General features: G+C 66.9%; 17 protein-coding genes and 1 pseudogene. 10 read left to right on the top strand and 8 right to left on the bottom strand.

All coding sequences use genetic code 11. The features are described 5' to 3' along the window. Positions 1-722: 722 nt before the first annotated feature. The 8 genes from DLJ59_RS37325 (at position 723) to DLJ59_RS11000 (ending at position 10,038) form a co-directional block, all read left to right on the top strand. On the top strand, positions 723-1,298 hold the full coding sequence (locus DLJ59_RS37325; protein WP_244235952.1) for a hypothetical protein: 576 nt from the start codon (positions 723-725) through the stop codon (positions 1,296-1,298). 81 nt (positions 1,299-1,379) lie between these two features. After that, positions 1,380-2,102, top strand: coding sequence for a tryptophan 2,3-dioxygenase family protein (locus tag DLJ59_RS10965; protein WP_124772401.1), 723 nt, complete (start codon positions 1,380-1,382; stop codon positions 2,100-2,102). Positions 2,103-2,206: 104 nt separating this feature from the next. Beyond that, positions 2,207-3,268: an aminotransferase class V-fold PLP-dependent enzyme gene (locus tag DLJ59_RS10970; RefSeq protein WP_244235953.1), complete on the top strand. Its 1,062-nt coding sequence runs from the start codon at positions 2,207-2,209 to the stop codon at positions 3,266-3,268. A gap of 71 nt (positions 3,269-3,339) precedes the next feature. Beyond that, a complete protein-coding gene (locus tag DLJ59_RS10975; RefSeq protein WP_244235954.1) occupies positions 3,340-4,518 on the top strand; it encodes a tryptophan 2,3-dioxygenase family protein in 1,179 nt (392 codons plus the stop codon). Further along, positions 4,515-5,753, top strand: a complete 1,239-nt coding sequence (locus DLJ59_RS10980) for a nitric oxide synthase oxygenase (RefSeq protein WP_124772403.1) — start codon at positions 4,515-4,517, stop codon at positions 5,751-5,753. The genes DLJ59_RS10975 and DLJ59_RS10980 overlap by 4 nt, the downstream gene beginning before the upstream one ends. Further along, the gene (locus DLJ59_RS10985) at positions 5,750-6,241 is read left to right on the top strand and encodes a hypothetical protein (protein ID WP_244235955.1); all 492 of its coding nucleotides are present in this window, start codon (positions 5,750-5,752) and stop codon (positions 6,239-6,241) included. Before DLJ59_RS10980 ends, DLJ59_RS10985 begins: the two co-directional genes overlap by 4 nt. Then, positions 6,238-7,845, top strand: a complete 1,608-nt coding sequence (locus DLJ59_RS37330) for an oxidoreductase (RefSeq protein WP_279635740.1) — start codon at positions 6,238-6,240, stop codon at positions 7,843-7,845. The genes DLJ59_RS10985 and DLJ59_RS37330 overlap by 4 nt, the downstream gene beginning before the upstream one ends. Before the next feature lie 1,443 nt (positions 7,846-9,288). After that, positions 9,289-10,038, top strand: a complete 750-nt coding sequence (locus DLJ59_RS11000; RefSeq protein ID WP_124772405.1) for a hypothetical protein — start codon at positions 9,289-9,291, stop codon at positions 10,036-10,038. A gap of 793 nt (positions 10,039-10,831) precedes the next feature. On the opposite strand, the gene DLJ59_RS38065 is transcribed toward DLJ59_RS11000, so the two are convergent. Together DLJ59_RS38065 and DLJ59_RS11010 are read right to left on the bottom strand one after the other, a co-directional pair. Beyond that, on the bottom strand, positions 10,832-11,035 hold the full coding sequence (locus DLJ59_RS38065) for a hypothetical protein (RefSeq protein WP_124772442.1): 204 nt from the start codon (positions 11,033-11,035) through the stop codon (positions 10,832-10,834). A 403-nt stretch (positions 11,036-11,438) separates the two neighbouring features. Beyond that, positions 11,439-12,323 (bottom strand): ATP-dependent DNA ligase, encoded by an 885-nt coding sequence (locus DLJ59_RS11010; protein WP_124772406.1) that lies wholly within the window; start codon positions 12,321-12,323, stop codon positions 11,439-11,441. A 463-nt stretch (positions 12,324-12,786) separates the two neighbouring features. On the opposite strand from DLJ59_RS11010, the gene DLJ59_RS11015 reads away from it, so the two are divergent. Further along, positions 12,787-14,133, top strand: a complete 1,347-nt coding sequence (locus tag DLJ59_RS11015) for an MFS transporter (RefSeq protein WP_124772407.1) — start codon at positions 12,787-12,789, stop codon at positions 14,131-14,133. Between the two features lie 72 nt (positions 14,134-14,205). Here the strand turns inward: DLJ59_RS11015 and DLJ59_RS11020 are convergent, their stop codons facing one another. The 6 genes from DLJ59_RS11020 to DLJ59_RS11045 all read right to left on the bottom strand — a co-directional run bounded on the left by DLJ59_RS11020 (position 14,206) and on the right by DLJ59_RS11045 (position 18,606). Continuing rightward, positions 14,206-15,297, bottom strand: a complete 1,092-nt coding sequence (locus tag DLJ59_RS11020; RefSeq protein ID WP_244235957.1) for an IS630 family transposase — start codon at positions 15,295-15,297, stop codon at positions 14,206-14,208. Positions 15,298-15,431: 134 nt separating this feature from the next. After that, positions 15,432-15,605, bottom strand: coding sequence for a CsbD family protein (locus tag DLJ59_RS11025; protein ID WP_124772408.1), 174 nt, complete (start codon positions 15,603-15,605; stop codon positions 15,432-15,434). Between the two features lie 84 nt (positions 15,606-15,689). Then, complete coding sequence (locus tag DLJ59_RS11030; RefSeq protein ID WP_124772409.1) at positions 15,690-16,622, bottom strand: cation diffusion facilitator family transporter; 933 nt, start codon at positions 16,620-16,622, stop codon at positions 15,690-15,692. 151 nt (positions 16,623-16,773) lie between these two features. Beyond that, a complete protein-coding gene (locus DLJ59_RS11035; RefSeq protein WP_124772410.1) occupies positions 16,774-17,046 on the bottom strand; it encodes a GlsB/YeaQ/YmgE family stress response membrane protein in 273 nt (90 codons plus the stop codon). Positions 17,047-17,209: 163 nt separating this feature from the next. Further along, positions 17,210-17,434, bottom strand: a complete 225-nt coding sequence (locus DLJ59_RS11040; RefSeq protein WP_124772411.1) for a hypothetical protein — start codon at positions 17,432-17,434, stop codon at positions 17,210-17,212. A gap of 98 nt (positions 17,435-17,532) precedes the next feature. Then, the gene (locus DLJ59_RS11045; RefSeq protein WP_124772444.1) at positions 17,533-18,606 is read right to left on the bottom strand and encodes a sporulation protein; all 1,074 of its coding nucleotides are present in this window, start codon (positions 18,604-18,606) and stop codon (positions 17,533-17,535) included. 184 nt (positions 18,607-18,790) lie between these two features. Here DLJ59_RS11045 and DLJ59_RS11050 point away from each other — a divergent pair. After that, positions 18,791-18,928: pseudogene (locus tag DLJ59_RS11050) on the top strand (cation transporter); the annotation flags it as partial. Between the last annotated feature and the right edge of the window lie 798 nt (positions 18,929-19,726).

Here is a 19,726-nt window from a genome sequence, read left to right on the forward strand (position 1 = left end):
GTGGTGGGCTCAGGGTCGGGCGGGGGAGTGGTTGGCTCCGGATCAGGCGGTGGCTCGGTCGGCCTGGGCTCCTGGCTCCCGGTGGGGTCAGGTGCCGGCGGCTCGGTATCGGCATTGGACCGGTCCGGCTTCGGCCTGGCTGGGGCCACTGCGGAGGTGGTGCTGGCCGGGGTGGGCTCGGCCGAGGCAGGCGCAGCCAGTGCGACGCCTCCGGCGAGTAGTCCGGCCAGGACGAAAGCGAAGCGTTGAACGTCGCGGACCTGTTGGTGTCTCACAAAATGCTCCCCCGTTGATGGCGCCCGTGTGGAAGATGGGCGCGTTTGTTCGGCTGTGTTCTAGCCGATTCGGAACGCTAGCGGAGCGAGGCGGATCGAACTAGATCCTGTTGATGTAGCCGATCGCGTTTGCGACCCATTTTCGCAGCACAAGGCGGTGTTGTCGGAGCTGACGGCTACGTTGAGAATCGGCTAGGGGTGGCCGCATATGTGGACACGGCCCGCCATCGCGTGCTGAATTTGGCGTGCTTGGCATGGTCCCCGAAACGGGGGGAGGGGCCATCGTCAACCGCTCGCGCAACTGTGCGAACTGGCTATTCCTGCACCCCCCGGATAGGTGCGCTGCGCATTATGGATCTGCGTTGGAACTTAGCCCTCTCGCAAGCGACGAGCCGTCGCTCTCGACGACGCCAACTCCGCCGTCTTGCCGGAATCTGGCTGGCGACGATGACGATGCTCGCTCTTGGTGCCTGCGCCCAATCCGAGCCGACGCCGGCAACGACCTCCGTCCCCGGCAGCCCGTCCACCACCGCGGGTGCTGGCTTGTCGGCTTCTTTGGCGGCGGGTGGGGTGATCTACCGTCGAATCGATAAGGCCTGTGAGGTGCTGGACCCTGCGCCGCTGCGGGAAGTCTTCGGCGAGCCCGGTTACCAGCAGGACGAGGTACGGCAGGTTGGCACTACCGCCAACATGACGTGCGCAATGGCCCTTGGAAAGTCGCCCGGAGGGGCCGTGGTGACGCTGCTGGCTACGGTCGGCGGCCCGGCCTCGGGCCACATCATGTACGAGGGACTGCGCGGCGTCCAACAGGACAGCGGCCCGATGAGCGACATCGCTGGTCTGGGTGCTGGCGCCTACAGCTACACCGATGAGCTGACCGGCACACACGTCGTGGTCTACGACAACAACCTGTACCTGACCCTCGGCGCTGCCCCGCTGCGTCCCGGCGCCGCCATGCCAGGCGATCTGGTGGATCGCCTGACACGGGTCGCGAGTGCCGCCCTGTCCGGCCTACACGGCTGAGCTCCCGCGGCCCGAAGCGCCTCTGCGCGCTGCTCGTCGACCTGTTGCCGTTCACCCGATCACTGTTTCGGAGGACCGACTGTGGCCACGACACCTTTGCCGGCCGTGCTCCCCGGTACCGGGACGACCGACTACGCCCGCTACATGCGCACCGATGACCTGCTCGCCCTGCAACGCGGCCCTCGCGAGTGGGTGCACCCCGACGAGCTGCTGTTTCAGGTCGTGCATCAGAGCAGCGAGTTGCTGCTCAAGCTCACGCAGTCGCAGCTTGCCCGGTCCCTTGACCACCTGGCGGTGGATCAGCCCGGCGCGGCTGAACTCCTGCTGCGCCGCGCTGCGCTCGGCTTGCACCTGATCACCGAGCAGCTGCAGATGCTGCGGCACCTTCATCCCGCGCACTTCGCGGTGATCCGGAGCGCCCTGGGCACTGGTTCGGGGTTCGAGTCACCCGGATGGCGTCTGGTCCGGTCGGCGACGACGGAGTTGGACATCGCCTTTAGTCGCGTCCTGTCCTCCCGGGGGCTCACGCCGCTCGACCTGTATCAGGGTCAGCCGTCGGATCCGCTGTACCGGGTGGCGGAAGCGCTGGTGGAGTTGGACGAGCGGATTGCGCTGTGGCGCACCGAGCACTACAGCGTCGCCACGCGGATCATCGGTCACGGCGTTCTCGGTACGAGAGACACGCCCGTCGATAGCCTGATGCGGCTGATCTCCCACCGCCGGTTCCCCACGTTGTGGGAGGCGCGTTCGGATCTGACCGAGGCCAGCCCTCGGGGCCGCGCCAGCAGGCAGGTGGGCCAATGATCGCCCTCCCTGCCAACCCGCTCGTCGAGTTGCGGCAGCGTTTCCCGACGTTAGCGCACAGCGTGCATCTAGCTGCGTGCAGCGTCGCACCGCCTAGCACGGCCATGGATCAATCCCTGAACCAGATGCGCGACGACCTCGGCCGGCCCGGGTTCTGGACCGTATGCGAGGAGCAGCTGTGGCAGGCCCGGCGGGGCTTCGCCACACTGATCGGCGCCGACATCGATCAGGTCGCCGTCGTACCCAACGCCAGCATCGCCGCGTATCAAGCCAGCGCGGGAATGCGATGGCGCCGACGCCGGGCACTGGTCACGACCACCGCAGAGTACCCGGGCGTCGCGCACGTGTGGCTCGCCCAGCAGGCCCGCGGGGCGAAGGTCCGCTGGTGCGGTAGCCCCACCGGCCAAGCCGCCACGAGCGACTACCTCGCGTCCATCACGGCCCGAACGGCACTGGTGTCGGTGCCCGCCGTGACCTACCGCGACGCGACCCGCCTCGACGTGACACGCATCGCCGCGGCGGCGCACACCGTCGGCGCCAAGCTGTTCGTCGACGCCTACCAGGCCGCCGGCAACACACCGATAGACGTCAACGAGATGGGCTGCGACTACCTCGTCGCCGGTACGGGCAAATACTTGCTCGGCCTGCCCGGCCTGGCCCTCATGTACGTTCGCGACCCCTCGGGGCCCGCCCCAACACTGACCGGCAGATTCGGCCGAATCGCACCGGAGGCGTTCGATCCGCTGACGTTGGACTTCCCGCCGCACGCGCGGCGCTACGAGACGGGCACACCCTCGGCCGCCGCGACCTACGCCGCCGTCGCCGGTCTCGACATGATCAACCGACTTGACCTCGTCGCGGTCCGCCAGCACACCCAACGTCTGATCGCTGTTGCTGCTGTCCGCCTGGCCGGGCAGGGAGAGACGGTTCGCCTAGCCAGCACGGCGGATGAGCAGGGCGCTCACCTGGCCCTCGTGGAGCCGCACGCCGAGGCGATGACGGCGTGGTTGGCGCACCGCGGCATCACCGTCGCGCCTCGCGCTGGTGTCGTTCGCCTGGCTATGCACGCCTACACCACCCTCGACGACATCGATGCGCTCTGCGCGGCAATCGAGTCCTACCGAACAAGGTCCCGCAGTCGGCAGCGGACCGGAGCATCACGATGAGCCGGCCTGAGCCGCTGCGCCTGTGGCTAGGACAACGGCGACCAACCACCGCACGCTTCCCCTTCACGACCGTGGTTAATGCCTACCAATACCACGGCAAAACCTTCGTGCCCGAAGAGTGGAGTCGGCTGCTCACTGCCGCCCGCGAGCGGCTCCCCGAGGTCCGCGGCGCGCGCCGCCCGCAACTGTCCGCGTTCCTGAACACCGCGCTCGACAAGGTCGACCGCCGCTACGACTACCGAACGTACCTGGCTCTGAACCTGCTGCCGATCATCGGCGCCGACGAACCGCCGGCGGACGAGCTGCGGTTGCTGACCCGCCGCGATCGGCTGCACGTCCACCTCCTGACCGACTTGATGGCCTTCGAGCTCCAAGCCGTCAGCGGCGCCCCGGTGCCGCTGCCGCAACTGCGCCCCGGAGCGCCGCTGGTGGCCAAGCGCCTGCGCCACGCACTGCGCGCAGCGATGCCCGCCCTGCGGCGGCTGCGACTGACCGACGCGGTAGACAGCGGCGAGCACACCACCATCGCGCGGCAGATGATCGTGGCCGTCGACCGGGACCTCAGCACCAACGAACGGTGGTCGATACAAGTCAGCATGATGCCGGTCTGGATCATCCATGACGAGTGGATGTTCATCCGGGTCCTGCAAGCCTTCGAGGCATCCTTCGCACTCCTCGCGGCGGACCTGCGGGCCGCCATCGCGAACGTTCAGGACGGCCGCATACAACAGGCCGCGACCCGCCTCTCCGCTGCGGCGGCTTTGCTGCGGGAGAGCGCCCCACTGTGGTCGCTGATGGCGACCCTGCAACCCGAGGCGTTCCACCGGTTCCGGCGCTACACCGAAGGCGCGAGCGCCATCCAATCGCGCTCGTACAAGATGCTGGAGTCTCTGTGCCGCCTTCCCGATCCTGAGCGTCTCAATTCGCCCGCCTACGTGTCGGTGCCCGAGGTGCGATCCGAACTCGACGGCGGCCACCTGAGCCTCGACGACGCCCTCGACGCCCTCAGAAGAAGCGGCGGGTATGCGGCGGAGTCACCGGTGATGGCTGCCGCCATGCGCAACTTCGCCGCCGCCCTACGCCAGTGGCGCCAGACGCACTACCGCCTCGCCGTCCGGATGCTCGGCCCGGGCCAACCCGGCACCGGCTACACGCAGGGCACCTCCTACCTGGCTGGCACCCGCCATGAACCCGTGTTCCGGCACTGCCCTCGGCGCGACGGCGACACCTCCGCCGGAGCCGACACATGAACACCACGACGAACCCGGTCGCATCACCGCAGAGTGATGTGCTCACTGAGGCGTACGAATTCCTACGCCTGCGGCACCACGAGACCGGGCAGCCCGGACTCACCCGCCGGTGGCGCGACGTCCGCGCCGAGATCACCGCGACCGGCACCTGGCGACAAACCACCAACGAACTGACCTACGGCGCCCGAGTGGCATGGCGCAATTCCGCCCGCTGCATCGGCCGGCTGCGCTGGCAGAGCCTGCAAGTTCACGACTGCCGCCACGCCAACGATGCCAACGCCGTGCGCGGCGCCCTGACCACGCACCTACACCGAGCGACCAATGGTGGACGTGTCCGGTCCGTCATGACCGTCCTCCCGCCCGTACCGCAAGAAGGCACCGCGCCGGTCCGGATCATCAACCCGCAGCTCGTCCAGTACGCCGCTTGGCCTAACAATGGAACGGTCCTCGGCGACCCCGCGAACCTCAACCTCACGCGACTGGCGACCACCCTGGGCTGGGCCGGTCCGCCCGAGCGCGGCCCGTTCGACATCCTGCCCTGGATCATCGCCACCGACGACGGCCGGCTGCATGCGCTGCCCGTCGACCAGGCCGCGATCCGCGAGGTCCCGATCCACCACCCGCAGCACCGATGGATCGGTGAACTCGGGCTGAGATGGCCGGCAGTGCCCGTCATCAGCCATATGCTGCTCTCCATCGGCGGCGTGCAGTACCCCGCCCCGTTCTCCGGCGTCTTCATGGCCAGCGAGATCGCAGCCCGCAACCTCGCCGATGCCGATCGATACCACCAGCTCCCCGCCGTCATCAACGGCCTGCAGCTCGCCGACGACGACCGGCTACGACAAGACAAAGCGCTGCTCGTGCTCCAGGAAGCAGTCCTCTACAGCTATGACCGCGCCGGCGTCACCATCACCGACCATCACCGCGAGAGCGAGCACTTCGCCCGGTTCGTGCGCCGCGAAGAGGCCGCCGGACGCGCCGTCGTCGGCGATTGGACCTGGCTTAACAGCTACCCAATGACCCCACAGGATCCGAGCTGGGGGCGCTACTACAGCACCTCGACCCTCCGACCAGCGCTTCATCCGGATCCCGCCGCATCCGCGTTCCCTGCCGCGGCCGGCTCCCTATGCCCCCACTCGGGTTCGACAGCGACCGCCGCCGATCCCGACCACCAGCGCGCCGCTCCCTCCACGGCCGCTGTCGTCTATCCGCTTACTGCCCAGGAGGAGCAATGACAGCAGTAATCCAGCCGAGGTCCGACAACGACCGCCGGCCCACACGCAACAAGATCCGGCGTGGCATTGCCGCAGCGGTCGGCCTGATCGCCATGGCAGCCACGCTCACGGTGCCGGCGGCGCCCGCGCAAGCGGCGAGCGGATGCCGCAGCGCGCCGTACAGCGCCAGGTTCGGCCTGTCCGATCCCTTCAAGGCGTTCGACGGCGTGGAAGTCGCATCGGCCCCGTACGGAGGCACGTACCGCACCACCACGCAGTGTCGCGACATTCAGGTGAAAAACACTGGCAATGGACGCTCCGACGGCGCTCCGTTCTACGCGTGCGTTGTCTTCTCAGGCCGAGCAACGTGCGCGAACGGTTGGACCTACGTGGGTCCAGGGCAGTGGAAGAACTTGGCGACCAACGTCAAGGACGGAACTCGCTTCAACGTCTGGATCTCGGTCAACCTCGGCACGTACTACGGCGCGCAGGCGGTCGGTGACTGGTGATCGATCCAACTGTCGTCCTGAACGGGCAGCAACGAGCCCGATCGGTCGGCGACGAGCGGGCAGTCCCGGGGCGATCGCCCCGGGCTGCCTGCCCGGCAGCCGGCGACGCACTAGGCACACCTGGGCACCTCCAAGGGAAGATTGCCGTGGTGACCGGCGCCAACGCGGGACTTGGTTTTCAGACCGCCCGGCAGCTCGTGGCGATGGGCGCGACGGTGGTCCTGGCCTGCCGACATCCAGGCCGCATGCGCCAAGCCGCAGACGCTATCCGCAACGAACTACCGGGAGCTGTCATCGGCGAGGTCGCACTAGACCTCGGAAGCCTACGATCAGTCAGGAGCGCGGCCGGGCAGATCGCCGACACCCATCCACGACTAGACATACTCGTCAACAACGCGGCAGTGATGGGCGTCCCCCAATGGGCCACGCTGGATGGATTCGAAACCCACTTCGGCGTTAACTACCTGGGCCACTTCGCCTTCACTGGACTGCTGCTGGACAAGCTGCTCACCGCGCCAGCAGCACGGATCGTCAGCGTCAGCAGCATCGCTCACCACGCGGCGCGACTCGACCCGCTAGATTGGCCCAACCCAACTCGATACAAGCCGTACCGTGCCTATGCCGCGAGCAAGCTGGCGAACCTCATCTATGCGTGCGAACTTCATCGGCGTCTAGCAAGCGCTGGTTCTGCTGCGCTCAGCATCGCTTGTCACCCCGGCTGGTCGGCAACCCAACTGCTCCACAAAGCGTCTAGGCTGTCGGAACATCGCCTCGATCTGACGGCATGGCTACGACTGCTCGGGGCAATCGTGGCGCAGCCGCCGGAGGACGGGGCACGCCCAATCCTGCACGCCGCGAGCGGTGACGTGCAGTCCGGTGCCTATGTGGGTCCGACGCGCATGTGTCATACACGCGGTCCAGCCGGCCTTGACCAGTCCAGCGCCGACTCCCGTAATGCCATCGCAGCGCAGCTGTTGTGGGACCTGTCGGCGGAATTAACGGGCGTCAGCTACGCCGCCCTCGCCACCGACGGAGCGCCGGTCGTTCAGATCGCCGGGCCTGAGACGTTGGCACCAGCGTGCGGCTCCAACCTTAGGCAGACCGCAGTCCAAGATCGTGCGACACCGTCGAAAAGTGCCACATTCACAATCCGTCCGGCCAGTGAAGCAGACCTCCACGCAGTGGGGCAGCTGCACCAGGCATGTTCGGCGCGAAGCCGACAGCGTCGCTACCTGGGCGGAGCTACTCCGTCCGTCGGCAGACTACGCCACCTGCTGGAACCTGCCCGCGGGCTAACCCTGCTGGCTACGTCCGAGCCCGTCAATGGCGCAGAGCAAGCAGTGGCGATGGCGAACCTGATCGCTGAAGGCGACGAGGCTGAGGTCGCCCTACTCGTTCGCGACGACTGGCAGCGACGCGGTCTCGGGTCGGAGCTGCTGCGCCGCCTAATCCAGCATGCCAGCGGACTAGGGTGCAAGGCGCTCGTATTCCACATCCAAGCAGATAACACTCGAATGCTACGGATTATCGCTCGACTTGGGATGGATTCGACAGCCGAGCGAGACGGTTCACTGATTACGGTGACCCTATTGCTAAATGCCTAGTTCGGGTCACGGGGCTAGGTACTCCCATTCTTACGAAGGGAGGCGGCGGGTGGACCTAGCCGCAATGGCAATGACTCAATCACGCGCGTTCCGGTTAGGAGCCTGGACTGGAGCCAGCGGTACCGAGATGCCTCGAATTCCGACGCCAAGCTGCGGTCTTTATCGGGGGCGGGAGGGCGCAGCGGAAATGTTCCTAGGGCAAATCCTGTCCTAGGATGCCCTAGTGCCTGTGACGGACGCTCCGTCGAAAAAAACGCTCCAGCCTGGCGTTCGCGGTAGGTAATCGGCCACCCCTGTTCGTACCTGTTGTATGGGTTAAGCCGTGACTTCTATCATCGAAATTCGGCCAGTCTGCGCCTTCGGCGCAATTAGGTTCGACGGGGGCGACGTTATGGATCGTGAAGCACTTGACCTAGGAGCAACGGAGGTAGCTGCCCGGGACGAGCCATGGAACGACGAGAGGGTGCGGAGTTTAGGCATGGTCACCGATGCAGTCACGGCTGGTGCCATTCTAGGCGTTGGGCGTACCAAATCCTATGAGCTGGCGCGGCTGGGAGAATTCCCGGTTCCGGTCCTGAAGGTGGGGCGGCGGTACATCGTTCCTGTTCCTTCGCTCCTGGCCATCCTTACGGCTAACGACTCTCCATAGGCGGATAAGCGGCATCCTGGGCAATCCGTACACATCATGGATCTCACACGCCTGTTGCGGACTTCTGCTCCTCGCCGGCCGGCACCGAGGCTATGTGCCGCAGTGCCAACGGCGAGACCAGTTGAGCCGACCTGCCGCACCGATTGCTGACGGCTCTGCCGGACGCCCTCGACCAGTCGACGAGCTGACCGACGTGCCGCAGGGGGTGCGTGTATCTCTCCGAGGCGAAGGGGAGCGTACGGCGACACCGTCTTGCCTGTCTCCCCGGCGCCGCCGCCGGTAGGCGACACGGGGAGGAGGGGACGGTGACCTGCGACCGTGCCGGCTCCAGCGGCCCGGAAGGCGACCTCGCCGGCCACACGAGTTTGTCCCTCGGGCACCCGCCCAGCATCCGTTGCCACACAGCCTGTGGATAACGAGCCGGGGCCTGTGGATAACTCGCTGATCATGTCGCCTTGTGCTACGGATGCTGCTCGGTTCGCCGGCCGGCCAGTCCTGCGCAGTGCACCACCGCCCAGCAGCTCACACTCGAAGTCCACCAGCTGCGCGAGGCGCTCGAACACGCCCGCAACGTCACCCGCCTGCCGCGCCCATAACGCTGACCGAAACCCCACAGGCGTCGCCAGCAGAGAACTGCCGATGGTGCGCAGCGCATTGCCGCTCAGTCACCCCGTAGACCGTGATGGCAACGGCGATGGATGAGCCGACGCACACATCTGCCGACGAGAGCGCAAGTGATCTTGGCAGGAAAATGCGGTGCCGCGTCTCGGGTCCGTCGTCGTAGTGTTCCCAGTGTGACCGATGTGTTTGATCGCGTGAATGCCGTGTCAGCCACGGCAAGCCTTTGGCCCGACGAGCCCCTTGCTGGAAGTGGCTTCTCTGGCGACCTTGGGCTGTCCCCGCAGATGCCTTCATACACTGTGGCTCGAACTCAGCTCCTGACGTCTATAAGACGTTTAAGAAACGCAGCTCAGCTCGTGAAAGTAGATGATGGCTGGGGCACCCACCTTCTGATGTTGCGTCCGGCTCTCGTGCTGGCCGCCAAGGCGGCATGGATTGTTCGTCCGGATCGTTCCGACGAGCGGGTGAGCAGGTCACTTGGCGTGCTTCTGAATGATCAGCGAAGAGGCGCTAAGGCAATGCGAGACGCCGTTTCGCAGGGGGCGATGCCTGAGTTCGGGGAGGTGGCAAGCAAATTCGATCGGAGTTATAACTCTCTTGCTGACCTTGTCTCGGTAACGCCGGAGAAACAGCCAGGTGACGAAAAATTGATCCGTGCGCTTGGTGGCGACGTGAATTCCTACTACGGAATCGATGATGCATCGTCCGACATGCAGCTCTTGTGGAACGCGTCGAGCAGTCTCGCTCATGGTGAGACATGGTTCTCGCTTCTCTCTGGTGGGCTTCAGCGAAAGCCGCTCGCCGAGATCTTCACGGCGCGAAGCTTTGACACCGTCTGCAGTGGGATCAACACGACGTCACTGCGCATCCTCCAACTTGCAACGTTTCCACCCGCCGGGGCGCAGCCGCCGGCCGCCACTTAACCAGCGGCCCATTTGGCGACCACTTCTTCATGATCACTCCTCGCCACGTTCGACTTACAGGAGTGCGCCTATTTGGTATGGAATTTCGATCTGAGGCTCGTGCCGAGAGGTCAACCGCTCCATGATCCGATGCGCGCACATGACGCGATCCGGGCGCCGACCTGACTCGGCCGGGTAACCCAGCATAAGCAGAGGGAGTGGCGGCCACTGGGTTGGCTGCCCTCGCCGACCGAAGCGCGCGGTGACGGCGCTCGGGAAGTCGATGGAGCGCTCCTGCTCGTCGTAACAGTCGGCACGGAGTTGGTCACCCGGTTTGAAGCCTTCGAGGGTGCCAGTCGCCAGGCTCACCAAGACCAAGCCCGTAGGCCAGCATGGAACGGAGCATATCTTGAATCTCCCGTAGATTCGGCTCTCTCGTCAATCGACACAACTGACCGTGCACGGTCCCCTGTGGGGTTCCGATTCCTCAAAGCTCCCGTGTCAGGCACCAGTGAAGTCGACGATTGCGAGGTGTGGGAGAGGGTCGAGGTGCCGTGCGTCGGTGGTCCGGTGGACGGCCGGTCTCTTCATGTACCGCTTGACGACGATGGCCTTCCCCCTCCCCAGATAGACCAGAGTTGGCTGTGGGTGGAGTACGGAAGCGAGCTGTTCGACCTCGACACGAATGGGAAATACGAGCTGGAGCCTATCGCCGGGAATGGTCCGCCGTGGGTCTATACCTGGGTCAGCGAGCCGCCTGGACGAGCGCCTACGGCTTCGTCGTGAGCAATGCCGGGACCGCGCTCGCACCGAGTCACCCGAGGATGATCTCGTGGCGGTACGCCCGCACTCGCGCGCCGTCGGCCAGCACGACCTCGACCCGCCCAACGTTGTCGGGCTCCCTGCCCACGGCGTGGACCGGCTTACCGGCATGCTGTTCCGCCCGATCATGGTCAGTCTCAACGTGGTCGGGCCGGAAGACCCAGGCCAGGCTCACAGGATGACTGGACACCAACACCCCCAGGGATAGCACACCTGTTCGAGCATCGAGTCTAGTCACTTCGGATCCGACTGAAGCTTGCGACACGTCGAGGATTCGGATCGTGCGGTGGCGCGGCGCGCCGGCTCGGCGGAGTGGCGGTCGGGACCAGACGGTGTCGTCCTGCCCACCGGCCGAGCGAACGACGTGAGATCAAGCTGTGTGGCGCGGTAGGTTCTGGTCCGCGAGCAGGGATCCGTCCTTGCTCTCGGACCTTGTCGTGGCTCGCCCGCTTCCGCCGCTCTGATGGTCGCCCGCCTGCGTGAGGCTACGTTCGGCTGCCTCGATCGGATCGGGCGGCGGAGCCCGCCGACGTTCGACCGCCCACGGCGCATCGGACACTGGTCGCGTTCCTCTAAGCAGGCAGTCATGGCGCAGGCGTTCATTGCTCGCCGAAGTAGCCCTCTTCTTCGCCGAGTAGCAGCGGGACGTCGTACACCGACACTTCGGGCAGTGCCCGTACGTAGCGGACGCGGTGGCGCCACCGCTGGTGCTCGAACGCCACGTCAGCTTCGATCTCCACGACCACGTTCGGCTCCACCTGCACGTACCGCAGCGGCTCTGCCCGCTCCAGCTGTCCGGACCAGAATGCGGGCAGCGGTTCCGGCCAGGGGTGCAGCACTGGGGCACCGCGGCGTTGCGCCGCCCGCAGGGGCGACAGCATCCCGCCGAGCTCCTCGCGCTGCGCGGCGCTGAGCGGGTGGGTGCGGCCGGTGTACCGAAGCCGCCCTCGCCGGTCGCGCCGGCCGAGCAGCACGGTGGCTGGGTCGCGAAGGCTGCCCGTCACCCCGCCGGCGACCACCTCGGTGGTGATCCGGGTGCGGTATTTCCACCAGCCCCTTCTGCCGGGTTCGTAGCGGCCGGTCAACCGTTTGGACACCACCCCCTCGATGCCGGCCGCGACTGTCCAGTTCACCAGCCACTCCGAGACCTGCTGCGTGTCGGTTGTCTGTGGGGTCAGAGTGAGCTGCGTTGGCGCGTCGACCAGCAGTCGCTCCAGCCGGGCCCGCCGCTCCGACAGCGGCAGACCCAGGGCTACCTCGCCTCCGGTGTCGGCCAACAGGTCGAACAGCACGTAGTGGGCGGGGTAGTCGTGGGCCAAGCGCAGCAGTGTGCGGCCGGCGGTGAGCCGCCGCTGCAGCAGCGCGAAGTTCGTCCGACCGCGCTCCCACACGATCAGCTCACCGTCCAGCACCACCCCGGGCGGGAGCCGGCGGACGGCTCGGTGATGTCTGCTGGCGACATCGGATATCAGAACTGTCGGAATGCATCGACTGGGCGGGCGGCCCGGTTCCGCGCTGGGCGGTTCGGCGGAGTTGTTCGTAGCGTTCGCGGGGTTCGGCGATGATCGGGTTGATGCCGTGGCGACGACACCAGGTCACGTCGAACAAGGCCCCGACGCTGCGCAGTGCGAGGATCCGGATAAAGGTCCATGGCCGGCCGACGAACTGCTTGCCGAATTCACTGCCGCGCGGCACTGCGCGTAGGACAGGCCCGGCATGATCGCGAGGGAGACAGCGGCCAGGGCGCGGCTTCTCGTAGCGGTGCCCATGACGGGATGGCGCCGGCGTTTGCGGACGAGGTGAGCATCAGATCGGCGAGATCACCGAGACATGCGAATATCCGACACGATGCCGGAGGTGAGCCGCCTGAATCATTGGCCAGCGTCCGGAGCGAGCGCCAGCGGTTGGCCGTGAGCCGTAGGGCGTGTCGCCGTAGGCTCTCTGATCATGGTCGTTCGTCGCTCGCGTAATCTGCACGCCGCGCTGGCTGTGCCGGCGTTCCGGCGGTTGCTGGCGGTGCGCCTGTCCGGCCAGTTCACCGACGGCGTGTTCCAGGCCGCGCTGGCCGGCAGCGTGCTGTTCAACCCCGACCGGCAGGCCACCCCGACGGCCATCGCGCTCGCCGCTGCGGTGTTGGTCCTGCCGTACTCGCTGGTGGGTCCGTTCGCCGGGGTGTTGTTGGACCGGTGGAGCCGCCGGTCGGTCACCGTTTGGACGAATACGCTGCGGGCTGCTTTGGCGCTGCCGATCGCCGCGATGGTCTTCCTGGGCTCCGAGGGTGGCCTGTTCTTCGCCACGACCTTGGTGGTGATCGGGTTGGGTCGGCTGTTGTTGTCGGGGTTGTCGGCGGCGACGCCCCACGTGGTGTCCGATGAGCGCCTGGTCACGGCCAACGCGGTCGCCGGAACCACCGGGTCGACTGCCTACTCGCTCGGGCTGGGCGTCGCCCTGCTGCTGCTGGGCAGCGTCTTCCCCGCCGGGGACACCGGCTACGCGGGGATCGCGCTGCTCGCCCCGGTGGGCTACCTGGCCAGCGCCGCCCTGGCCCGATTCTCGTTCACCCGGGCACAACTGGGCCCTGATCAAGTGGCCCCACACCGGGCAGGTGTGGTGGGCGAGGCTGTCGCCGTGGTACGCGACATGGCCGATGGGTTGCGTCACTTACGGCGGGCGCGGGGGGCGGCGTACGCGATGGCGGCGCAGGCCGGGTTCCGGGTGCTGTTCGGGGTGCTCGCCCTGGCAATGCTGCTGCTCTACCGCAACGACTTCGCCGGCGACGACCTCGACGGGGTGCCCACGCAGCTGGGGTTGGTCTTCGCCGCCGGCGCGCTCGGGGTCCTGGCCGCGGCCGCGCTGACCCCGCCGGTCACGCGACGCATCGGTGGATGGCGGTGGGTAACCGGGCTGCTGGCCGCGGTGGCGGTGACGCTGCCAGTGTTCGGGCTGCCGTTTCACCCACTGCTGCTGGTGGTGCTCGTGTGGGTGGTCAACGTCGCCGGTCACGGCATCAAGATCGTGGTGGACACGACGGTGCAGCGCGAGTGCGCCGACGCCGTGCGGGGGCGGGTGTTCGCCGTCAACGACACGACGTTCAACCTCGCCTACGTGCTCGGCATGGTGCTCGCGTCCCGGTTCATCCCCGACGACGGGCGCTCGCCGACGCTGCTCGGTGTTGCCGCGGTCGGCTACGGGTGCCTCGCGGTCGGCTACGCGGTCGCCGGCGGACGGTGGGCCCGCGAGACCGGGAACGGTGGCGCACACCTGGCGGCTGCGATGACGTCCGTCGAGCGGTAAGCACCAGTTGCGCCCCGTCGGGCACAGGCGACGGCCACGACGGGGGTGCCGTCGTGGCCGTCTAGTGCCTCGTCATGCAGCCTTGAACGGGTAATCCGGGTGGCGGATCTTTGAGTTGATCGCGAATCCGGTCTTGGGTCGGGCTCGCTGGTTGCGCCACCGGATGTAGTTGCCGATCGCGGTGTCTTGCTCGGCGTGGCTGCGGTGGTCGGTGCCGTTGAGGGCGAAGTAGCGCACGGCGGCGAACTCTGCTTCGATCCAGTTCAGCCAGGAGGCGTAGGTGGGTAGGAAGACCAGGTCGACGTGGTTGGTGGCGCACCAGGCGCGAACCTCGGGGTGTTTGTGCGGAGAGAAGTTGTCGCAGATCAGGTAGAGGTGCTCGCCGGGCCAGCGGGCGCGCAGGGTCTTGAGGAAGCTGAGGAACTCGCGCCAGCGTTTGCGGTCGCGGATGCGGTGGTGCAGCTTGCCGGTGCTCAGGTCGAGGCCGGCGATCATGTGTCGCACACCCTGGTCGCGGGTGTAGGTGGCGCGTAGTCGCACAGGTTGTCCGACCGGGCGCCATGCCCGTCCCGGGCGGGGTTGCAGGTTCAGTGGGCCGAACTCGTCCACGCAAAGGACCCGGCCACCCGGCGGCGGGTGGTCGTAGAGGTCCAGGATCCGGCGCATCTTCGTCGTGAAGTCGGGGTCGGTGCTGGCCTTCCACGTCTTGGTGGCCTGCCAGGACACCCCACGCTCGTGCAGGGCCCGCCGGATCGTCTCGACGCTGATCGTGGTGACGTAGCCGGCGGCGATGAGGTACTCGCGCAGCTTCGCAAGCGACCAGCAGGAGAACGGTCGGCCGAGGAAGCGGGGGTCGCACCGGGCGATGACGCAGATCCAGTCACGAGTCTGCTCATCGATCCGTCTCGGTGCGCCCCCGCTCCATTTTGGGTCCAGCGCGTCGAACCCCCGATCGTTGAACGCGTGGATCACGTCGCGGACGTAGTCCTCGGTCACCTTCAGCAGGTGAGCGATGTCCGGCGCAGGTTGACCCTGGGCTGACATCAACACCACGATCGCCCGCCGCAGCTTCACCGGGTCCTTCGCCGTGCGGGTGACCTTCTGCAACCGCTGACCCTCGACCATCGACACCTGCCGGACGAACACCTCCGGGCGTCTGCCCACGACCATCACCTCCCACAGCCAACCGATGGGAGACAGCCTGCCCGAAACGCCCTCAGAACCGGCGGATTACACGATCAACGTTCAAAGACGAGGCACTAGTCACTTCACCGTGTCGCGCCTTGCGCGAGCCTGGGTCAGCTCTTGAAGGCGTCCTTGATCTTCTCGCCGGCCTGCTTCAGCTTGGAGCTGGCCTGGTCACCGCGACCCTCAGCTTCGAGCTGCTCGTTGTCGGTGGCCTTACCGGCGCCTTCCTTGAGCTTGCCGGCGGCCTCTTCGGAGGCGTTGCCGATCTTGTCGTCGATGCCCATGGGAGCCTCCTACAGTCAGTGGTGGCGCTACACGAATGTCAGTACCCCCGCCGGCCAGTCCCAACCGTCGGGCCCCGGCAGCGGTCAAGCGGGCAGGCCCGGGGCCGGGTGCCGGTCGATGTCGGGTTCGAGGTAGACGACCTTGGCGGTCGGCAACGCCTGCCGTAGGCGCGCCTCGGCGTCGTCGATGGTCGCGGCGATGCTGGCGCCGTTGTCGCTCGCGGACACGGCGATCTTCGCGGCGACCAGGAGTTCCTCGGGGCCGAGGTGCATGGTGCGCAGGTGGATGATCCGGTCCACGCCGGGGGTGGACAGCAGCGCGGTGTGCACGGCGCTGACCTCCTCGGGCAACGCGGATTCACCGATGAGCAGGCTCTTGATCTCGGTGGCCAGGGTGATCGCGATGCTGACCAGCAGGACGCCGATGCATCCGGTGGCGATGCCGTCGAAGACGCCGTTGCCGGTGAGCACGGTCAGGCCGACACCGAGCAGCGCGAAGACGAGGCCGAGTAGCGCGCCGGCGTCCTCCAGGAGGATCACCGGCAGCTCCGGGGAGCGTGAGCGGCGCACGAACGCGACCCAGCTACGGCCACCGCGGACCTTGTTGGCCTCCCCCACCGCGGTGCGCAGTGCGTAGCCCTCCAGGGCCATGGCGATCACCAGGACGCCGACCGCGATCAGCGGTGAGGTCAGCTCGTGCGGGTGGGTGATTTTCTGGTAGCTCTCGTAGAGGGCGTAGAGCCCGCCGAGGGTGAACAGGATGATCGCCACGAGGAACGCGTAGATGTAGCGCTCACGGGCGTACCCGAAGGGGTGCAGGGGCGACGGGGCGCGGCGGGCGCGTTTGGCGCCGACCAGCAGCAGCGCCTGGTTGGTCGAGTCGGCCACCGAGTGCACGCCCTCGGCCAGCATCGACGCCGAGCCGGTGATCGCGGCGGCGACGAACTTACTCACCGCGATACCCAGGTTCGCGATCAACGCCGTCACCACGGCCTTGGTACTGCCTTCAGCCGCCATCGGCCCGTTCTCCCTCGTCAAAGCTGTCTTGCGAAGCGATCAGTGTGCCAGCGACGTCAGATCCGCCCATCAGGGGAGGTGCCCCTGGCCTGCCCTTGACCAGCAGCGGGCCCACCCCCGGAAGGGGCGGGCCCGCACGCGAGAGTCAGGGTCAGCCCACGCGACGGCGGCCCCAGACGCCGGCGACGACCGCGACACCGATCGCGGCGAAGACAACCTGGATGAGCAGCTCGATCCAGTCCGGGCCGCTGGTGTCGTCCACGCCGAGGGCGCCGGCGACGAGCGTGCCGAGGATCGCGGCGAGCACACCGATCGCGAGGGTGAGCCAGATCGAGATGTTCTGCTTGCCCGGTACGACCAGCCGGCCCAACGCGCCGATGACCAGACCGATGAGAATGGCGGTGAAGAAGCCGGAGATTTCCATGAGGGCCGTCCCTCCAGAGGGGTTGTCGTCGACCCGATCATTGCCCCACGCCGCAAGTGGCAAAACCACCCGCCACTGACCAGCGGTGGCCCGCGTTCTGACAAGGTAGATGCCCGACGGCCCAGGAGTTCTCGTGGCCGTCGGGCATCCGGTGTGACGGGTGTTACTTCGCGCCGCCGGTCAGCGCGACCAGCGCGCTGGCGGTGCGGAAGTACGGGTTGCGGCCGAGGTCACCGACGGTGGTGATGTTGAAGGCGTCCTTGAGCAGCTTGGCGTCGCCGTCGCTGACCCCGGCGAGGGCCGCCACCGGGGCGTCGACCAGCTCGGTGAGGGACTTGTCCTGGTATGCCTTGTCGACCAGTTTGGTGAAGTCGGCGGTGACGGGCATGCACACTCCTTCTCGATCCCGGTCGGACAATCCGACCGGAGATGGACGATCCTCGCGAATTAGATCATCGCCGAGACGACTGCGTCCACTGTGGAGGCTTAGCCTTCGTCGTCGCCACCCTCATCCTCGTCACCGCCGAAGGAGTCGAAGACCTCTTCAGCGACCATCCCTCCGGCGAAGCCGAGAGCGGCGCCGCCGACCACACCAGCGGCCATGGCGCCCATCCCGGGCCCGCGGCGTTCGTGGTGATCCTCGTAGTGCCCGCCGCCGTGCTGACCGTAGGCGGCGTGCCCGTACCCGGACTGCTGGGGCGGCGGGTAGCCGCCGGGCGCGCCGTAGCCGTGGGCGGGCTGCCCATAGGCGGGCTGGCCGTAGCCGTGGTTGGCGCGCAGACCCTGGTACTGGTCGAGGGCTTGGCGGACCCAGGTGTCCACCTGCGCGGCCCAGTCGACACTGTCCGCATCGGCGTGGGCGGCGTGGTAGCGGCCGTACGAGTCATGCCCGCCGGTGAACAGACCGCCGCGCTTGTCGAACTCCAGCACGATGTCGACCCCGCGTTCGGCCGCGACGAAGGTCAACTCGACCTCGTTGATGCCGTGGGCGTACTGGGGCGCGGCGTAGTACTCGACCTCCTGGTAGAAGGGCAGGCTCTGGTGCACGCCGGAGATGTGCCCGCGCTCCAGGTCGGCGCCCTTGAACTGGAAGCCGAGCCGACCGAACGCCTCCAGGATGCGCTCCTGCACCGGCAGCGGATGCACATACACCGGGTCGAGGTCACCCTTGTCGACCGCGCCGCGCACGGCTACCTCGGTACGCAACCCCATCGTCATGCCGTGCAGGGGTTGCCCGTACAGGCTCGTCACCGGGGTCTCCCACGGCATCGGCACCTGCAACGGCAGCGACAGGTGCTGCCCCGCGCGCAGGTGCAGGCTGCCGGACACGTGAACGCGGTGGAACTCGACCAACGCGTCGTACTCCTCACCGGCGCCGTCCATCTCCACCCGGGTGACCAACCCGACGGTGATGTGGTCGATCTCCACATCGTGACTGCCGCCGGTGAGGTTCACCTGCCCGCCCAGCATCAGCCCTGGACGAGTGTTCGGATTGGACAGCACCGTGTCGACGCTGGGCCCACCGACCCCGAAAGCGCCCAGCATCTTCTTGAACACCACTACATCTCCCTCGACAGCCCGCAGACGTCTCGGCACCCGGCCAACCATGCAACTTCCACGGCGATCCCCTGTGCCGCAACGAGATCAACGGCGTCCATAATGGATGCCGTTGACCCGAGAACGTAGCAACCTAACCTGAAAAGCAGCTGAGTGCATCCGCTCAGCTACCGTGAGGTAGTGTCTCGTTCTCGCCACCAGCCTGTTCATGACCGCCACCCTCCTCGGCGGTCTACTCATCCGCCAAACGTGCGGCTGGGGCCGCCTCGGCTTCGAAGGTGTCCTGCTGCTGGCTAGCTACGCCGCGATGACCGTCATCCTGGCCCTGCAGCCACCCCACTCCCTAGGCCTCGCCCGCAGCCGTCGACCTCAATGTCCACGCCTCGGTCGCCCTCTGTACGCATCCGGGCGACCGTCGGTGAGCTGGTGGCAGTGCCAGCGCTGCCACGGCTGCTGCTGCCACCACACCGACGCCTGCCACCGCGGCGGCATCCTCCTGTTGTTGACAGCGGCCAATTCGGGTCCGTGGCTTGCCGGTGAATCGCCGGTCCAGCCACGGCACACGATTCCGACGGACAAGGGAGGCACACGGAATAAGGTGCTATCGACAACGAAAAAGGTCAAGGTGGACACGACCGAAGAGAAGGAAGAGCTAGAGCGGCTCGCTCGGCTTCACCTGTCAGCGGCCCCGCCGCGCTTGAGCACTGGCGCGCATCCGGCGGATTCGAAGTTGAAAGCAGTGCGATCAGGAAGTTCAACGCCGCCTACCGGTCGTGGCCCACGCGATGGCGCAGGTCGCCGCGGCCCTCGCCCTGCACGATCAAGGCTTGGTCTACGCCGCGCGGGTCAGCGCGCGTCGCGCTTGAACACGCCCTCGCCGCGCAGTGGGTGGTGACGATGTCAGCCCAGGACGTGGTCCGTTGGTCAATCCGTCCGAGCGGGCACCTGCGTCAAGCTAGCCTGCTTCACCCACTCCCGCATCGCGGTCTTTGTCAGATCGAAATCCTTCGCGACCTGCCCGATCGTGCGATCGCCCGCGCTGATACAACTCCACCATCTCGGCCTTGAACTCCGACGTGAACGACCGGCGAGGCCGACGCCGCTTGTTACCCATGCTCTCCAT

Source organism: Micromonospora inaquosa (assembly GCF_003857055.1).
GTDB classification, from domain to species: domain Bacteria; phylum Actinomycetota; class Actinomycetes; order Mycobacteriales; family Micromonosporaceae; genus Micromonospora; species Micromonospora inaquosa.

Bases quoted from the DNA above. Each gene is read 5' to 3' on its own strand.
- DLJ59_RS37325 (WP_244235952.1), top strand. From the start codon at position 723: ATGACGATGCTCGCTCTTGGTGCCTGCGCCCAATCCGAGCCGACGCCG.
- DLJ59_RS10970 (WP_244235953.1), top strand. From the start codon at position 2,207: ATGGATCAATCCCTGAACCAGATGCGCGACGACCTCGGCCGGCCCGGG.
- DLJ59_RS10980 (WP_124772403.1), top strand. From the start codon at position 4,515: ATGAACACCACGACGAACCCGGTCGCATCACCGCAGAGTGATGTGCTC.
- DLJ59_RS10985 (WP_244235955.1), top strand. From the start codon at position 5,750: ATGACAGCAGTAATCCAGCCGAGGTCCGACAACGACCGCCGGCCCACA.
- DLJ59_RS11015 (WP_124772407.1), top strand. From the start codon at position 12,787: ATGGTCGTTCGTCGCTCGCGTAATCTGCACGCCGCGCTGGCTGTGCCG.
- DLJ59_RS11025 (WP_124772408.1), bottom strand. From the start codon at position 15,605: ATGGGCATCGACGACAAGATCGGCAACGCCTCCGAAGAGGCCGCCGGC.
- DLJ59_RS11030 (WP_124772409.1), bottom strand. From the start codon at position 16,622: ATGGCGGCTGAAGGCAGTACCAAGGCCGTGGTGACGGCGTTGATCGCG.
- DLJ59_RS11035 (WP_124772410.1), bottom strand. From the start codon at position 17,046: ATGGAAATCTCCGGCTTCTTCACCGCCATTCTCATCGGTCTGGTCATC.
- DLJ59_RS11040 (WP_124772411.1), bottom strand. From the start codon at position 17,434: ATGCCCGTCACCGCCGACTTCACCAAACTGGTCGACAAGGCATACCAG.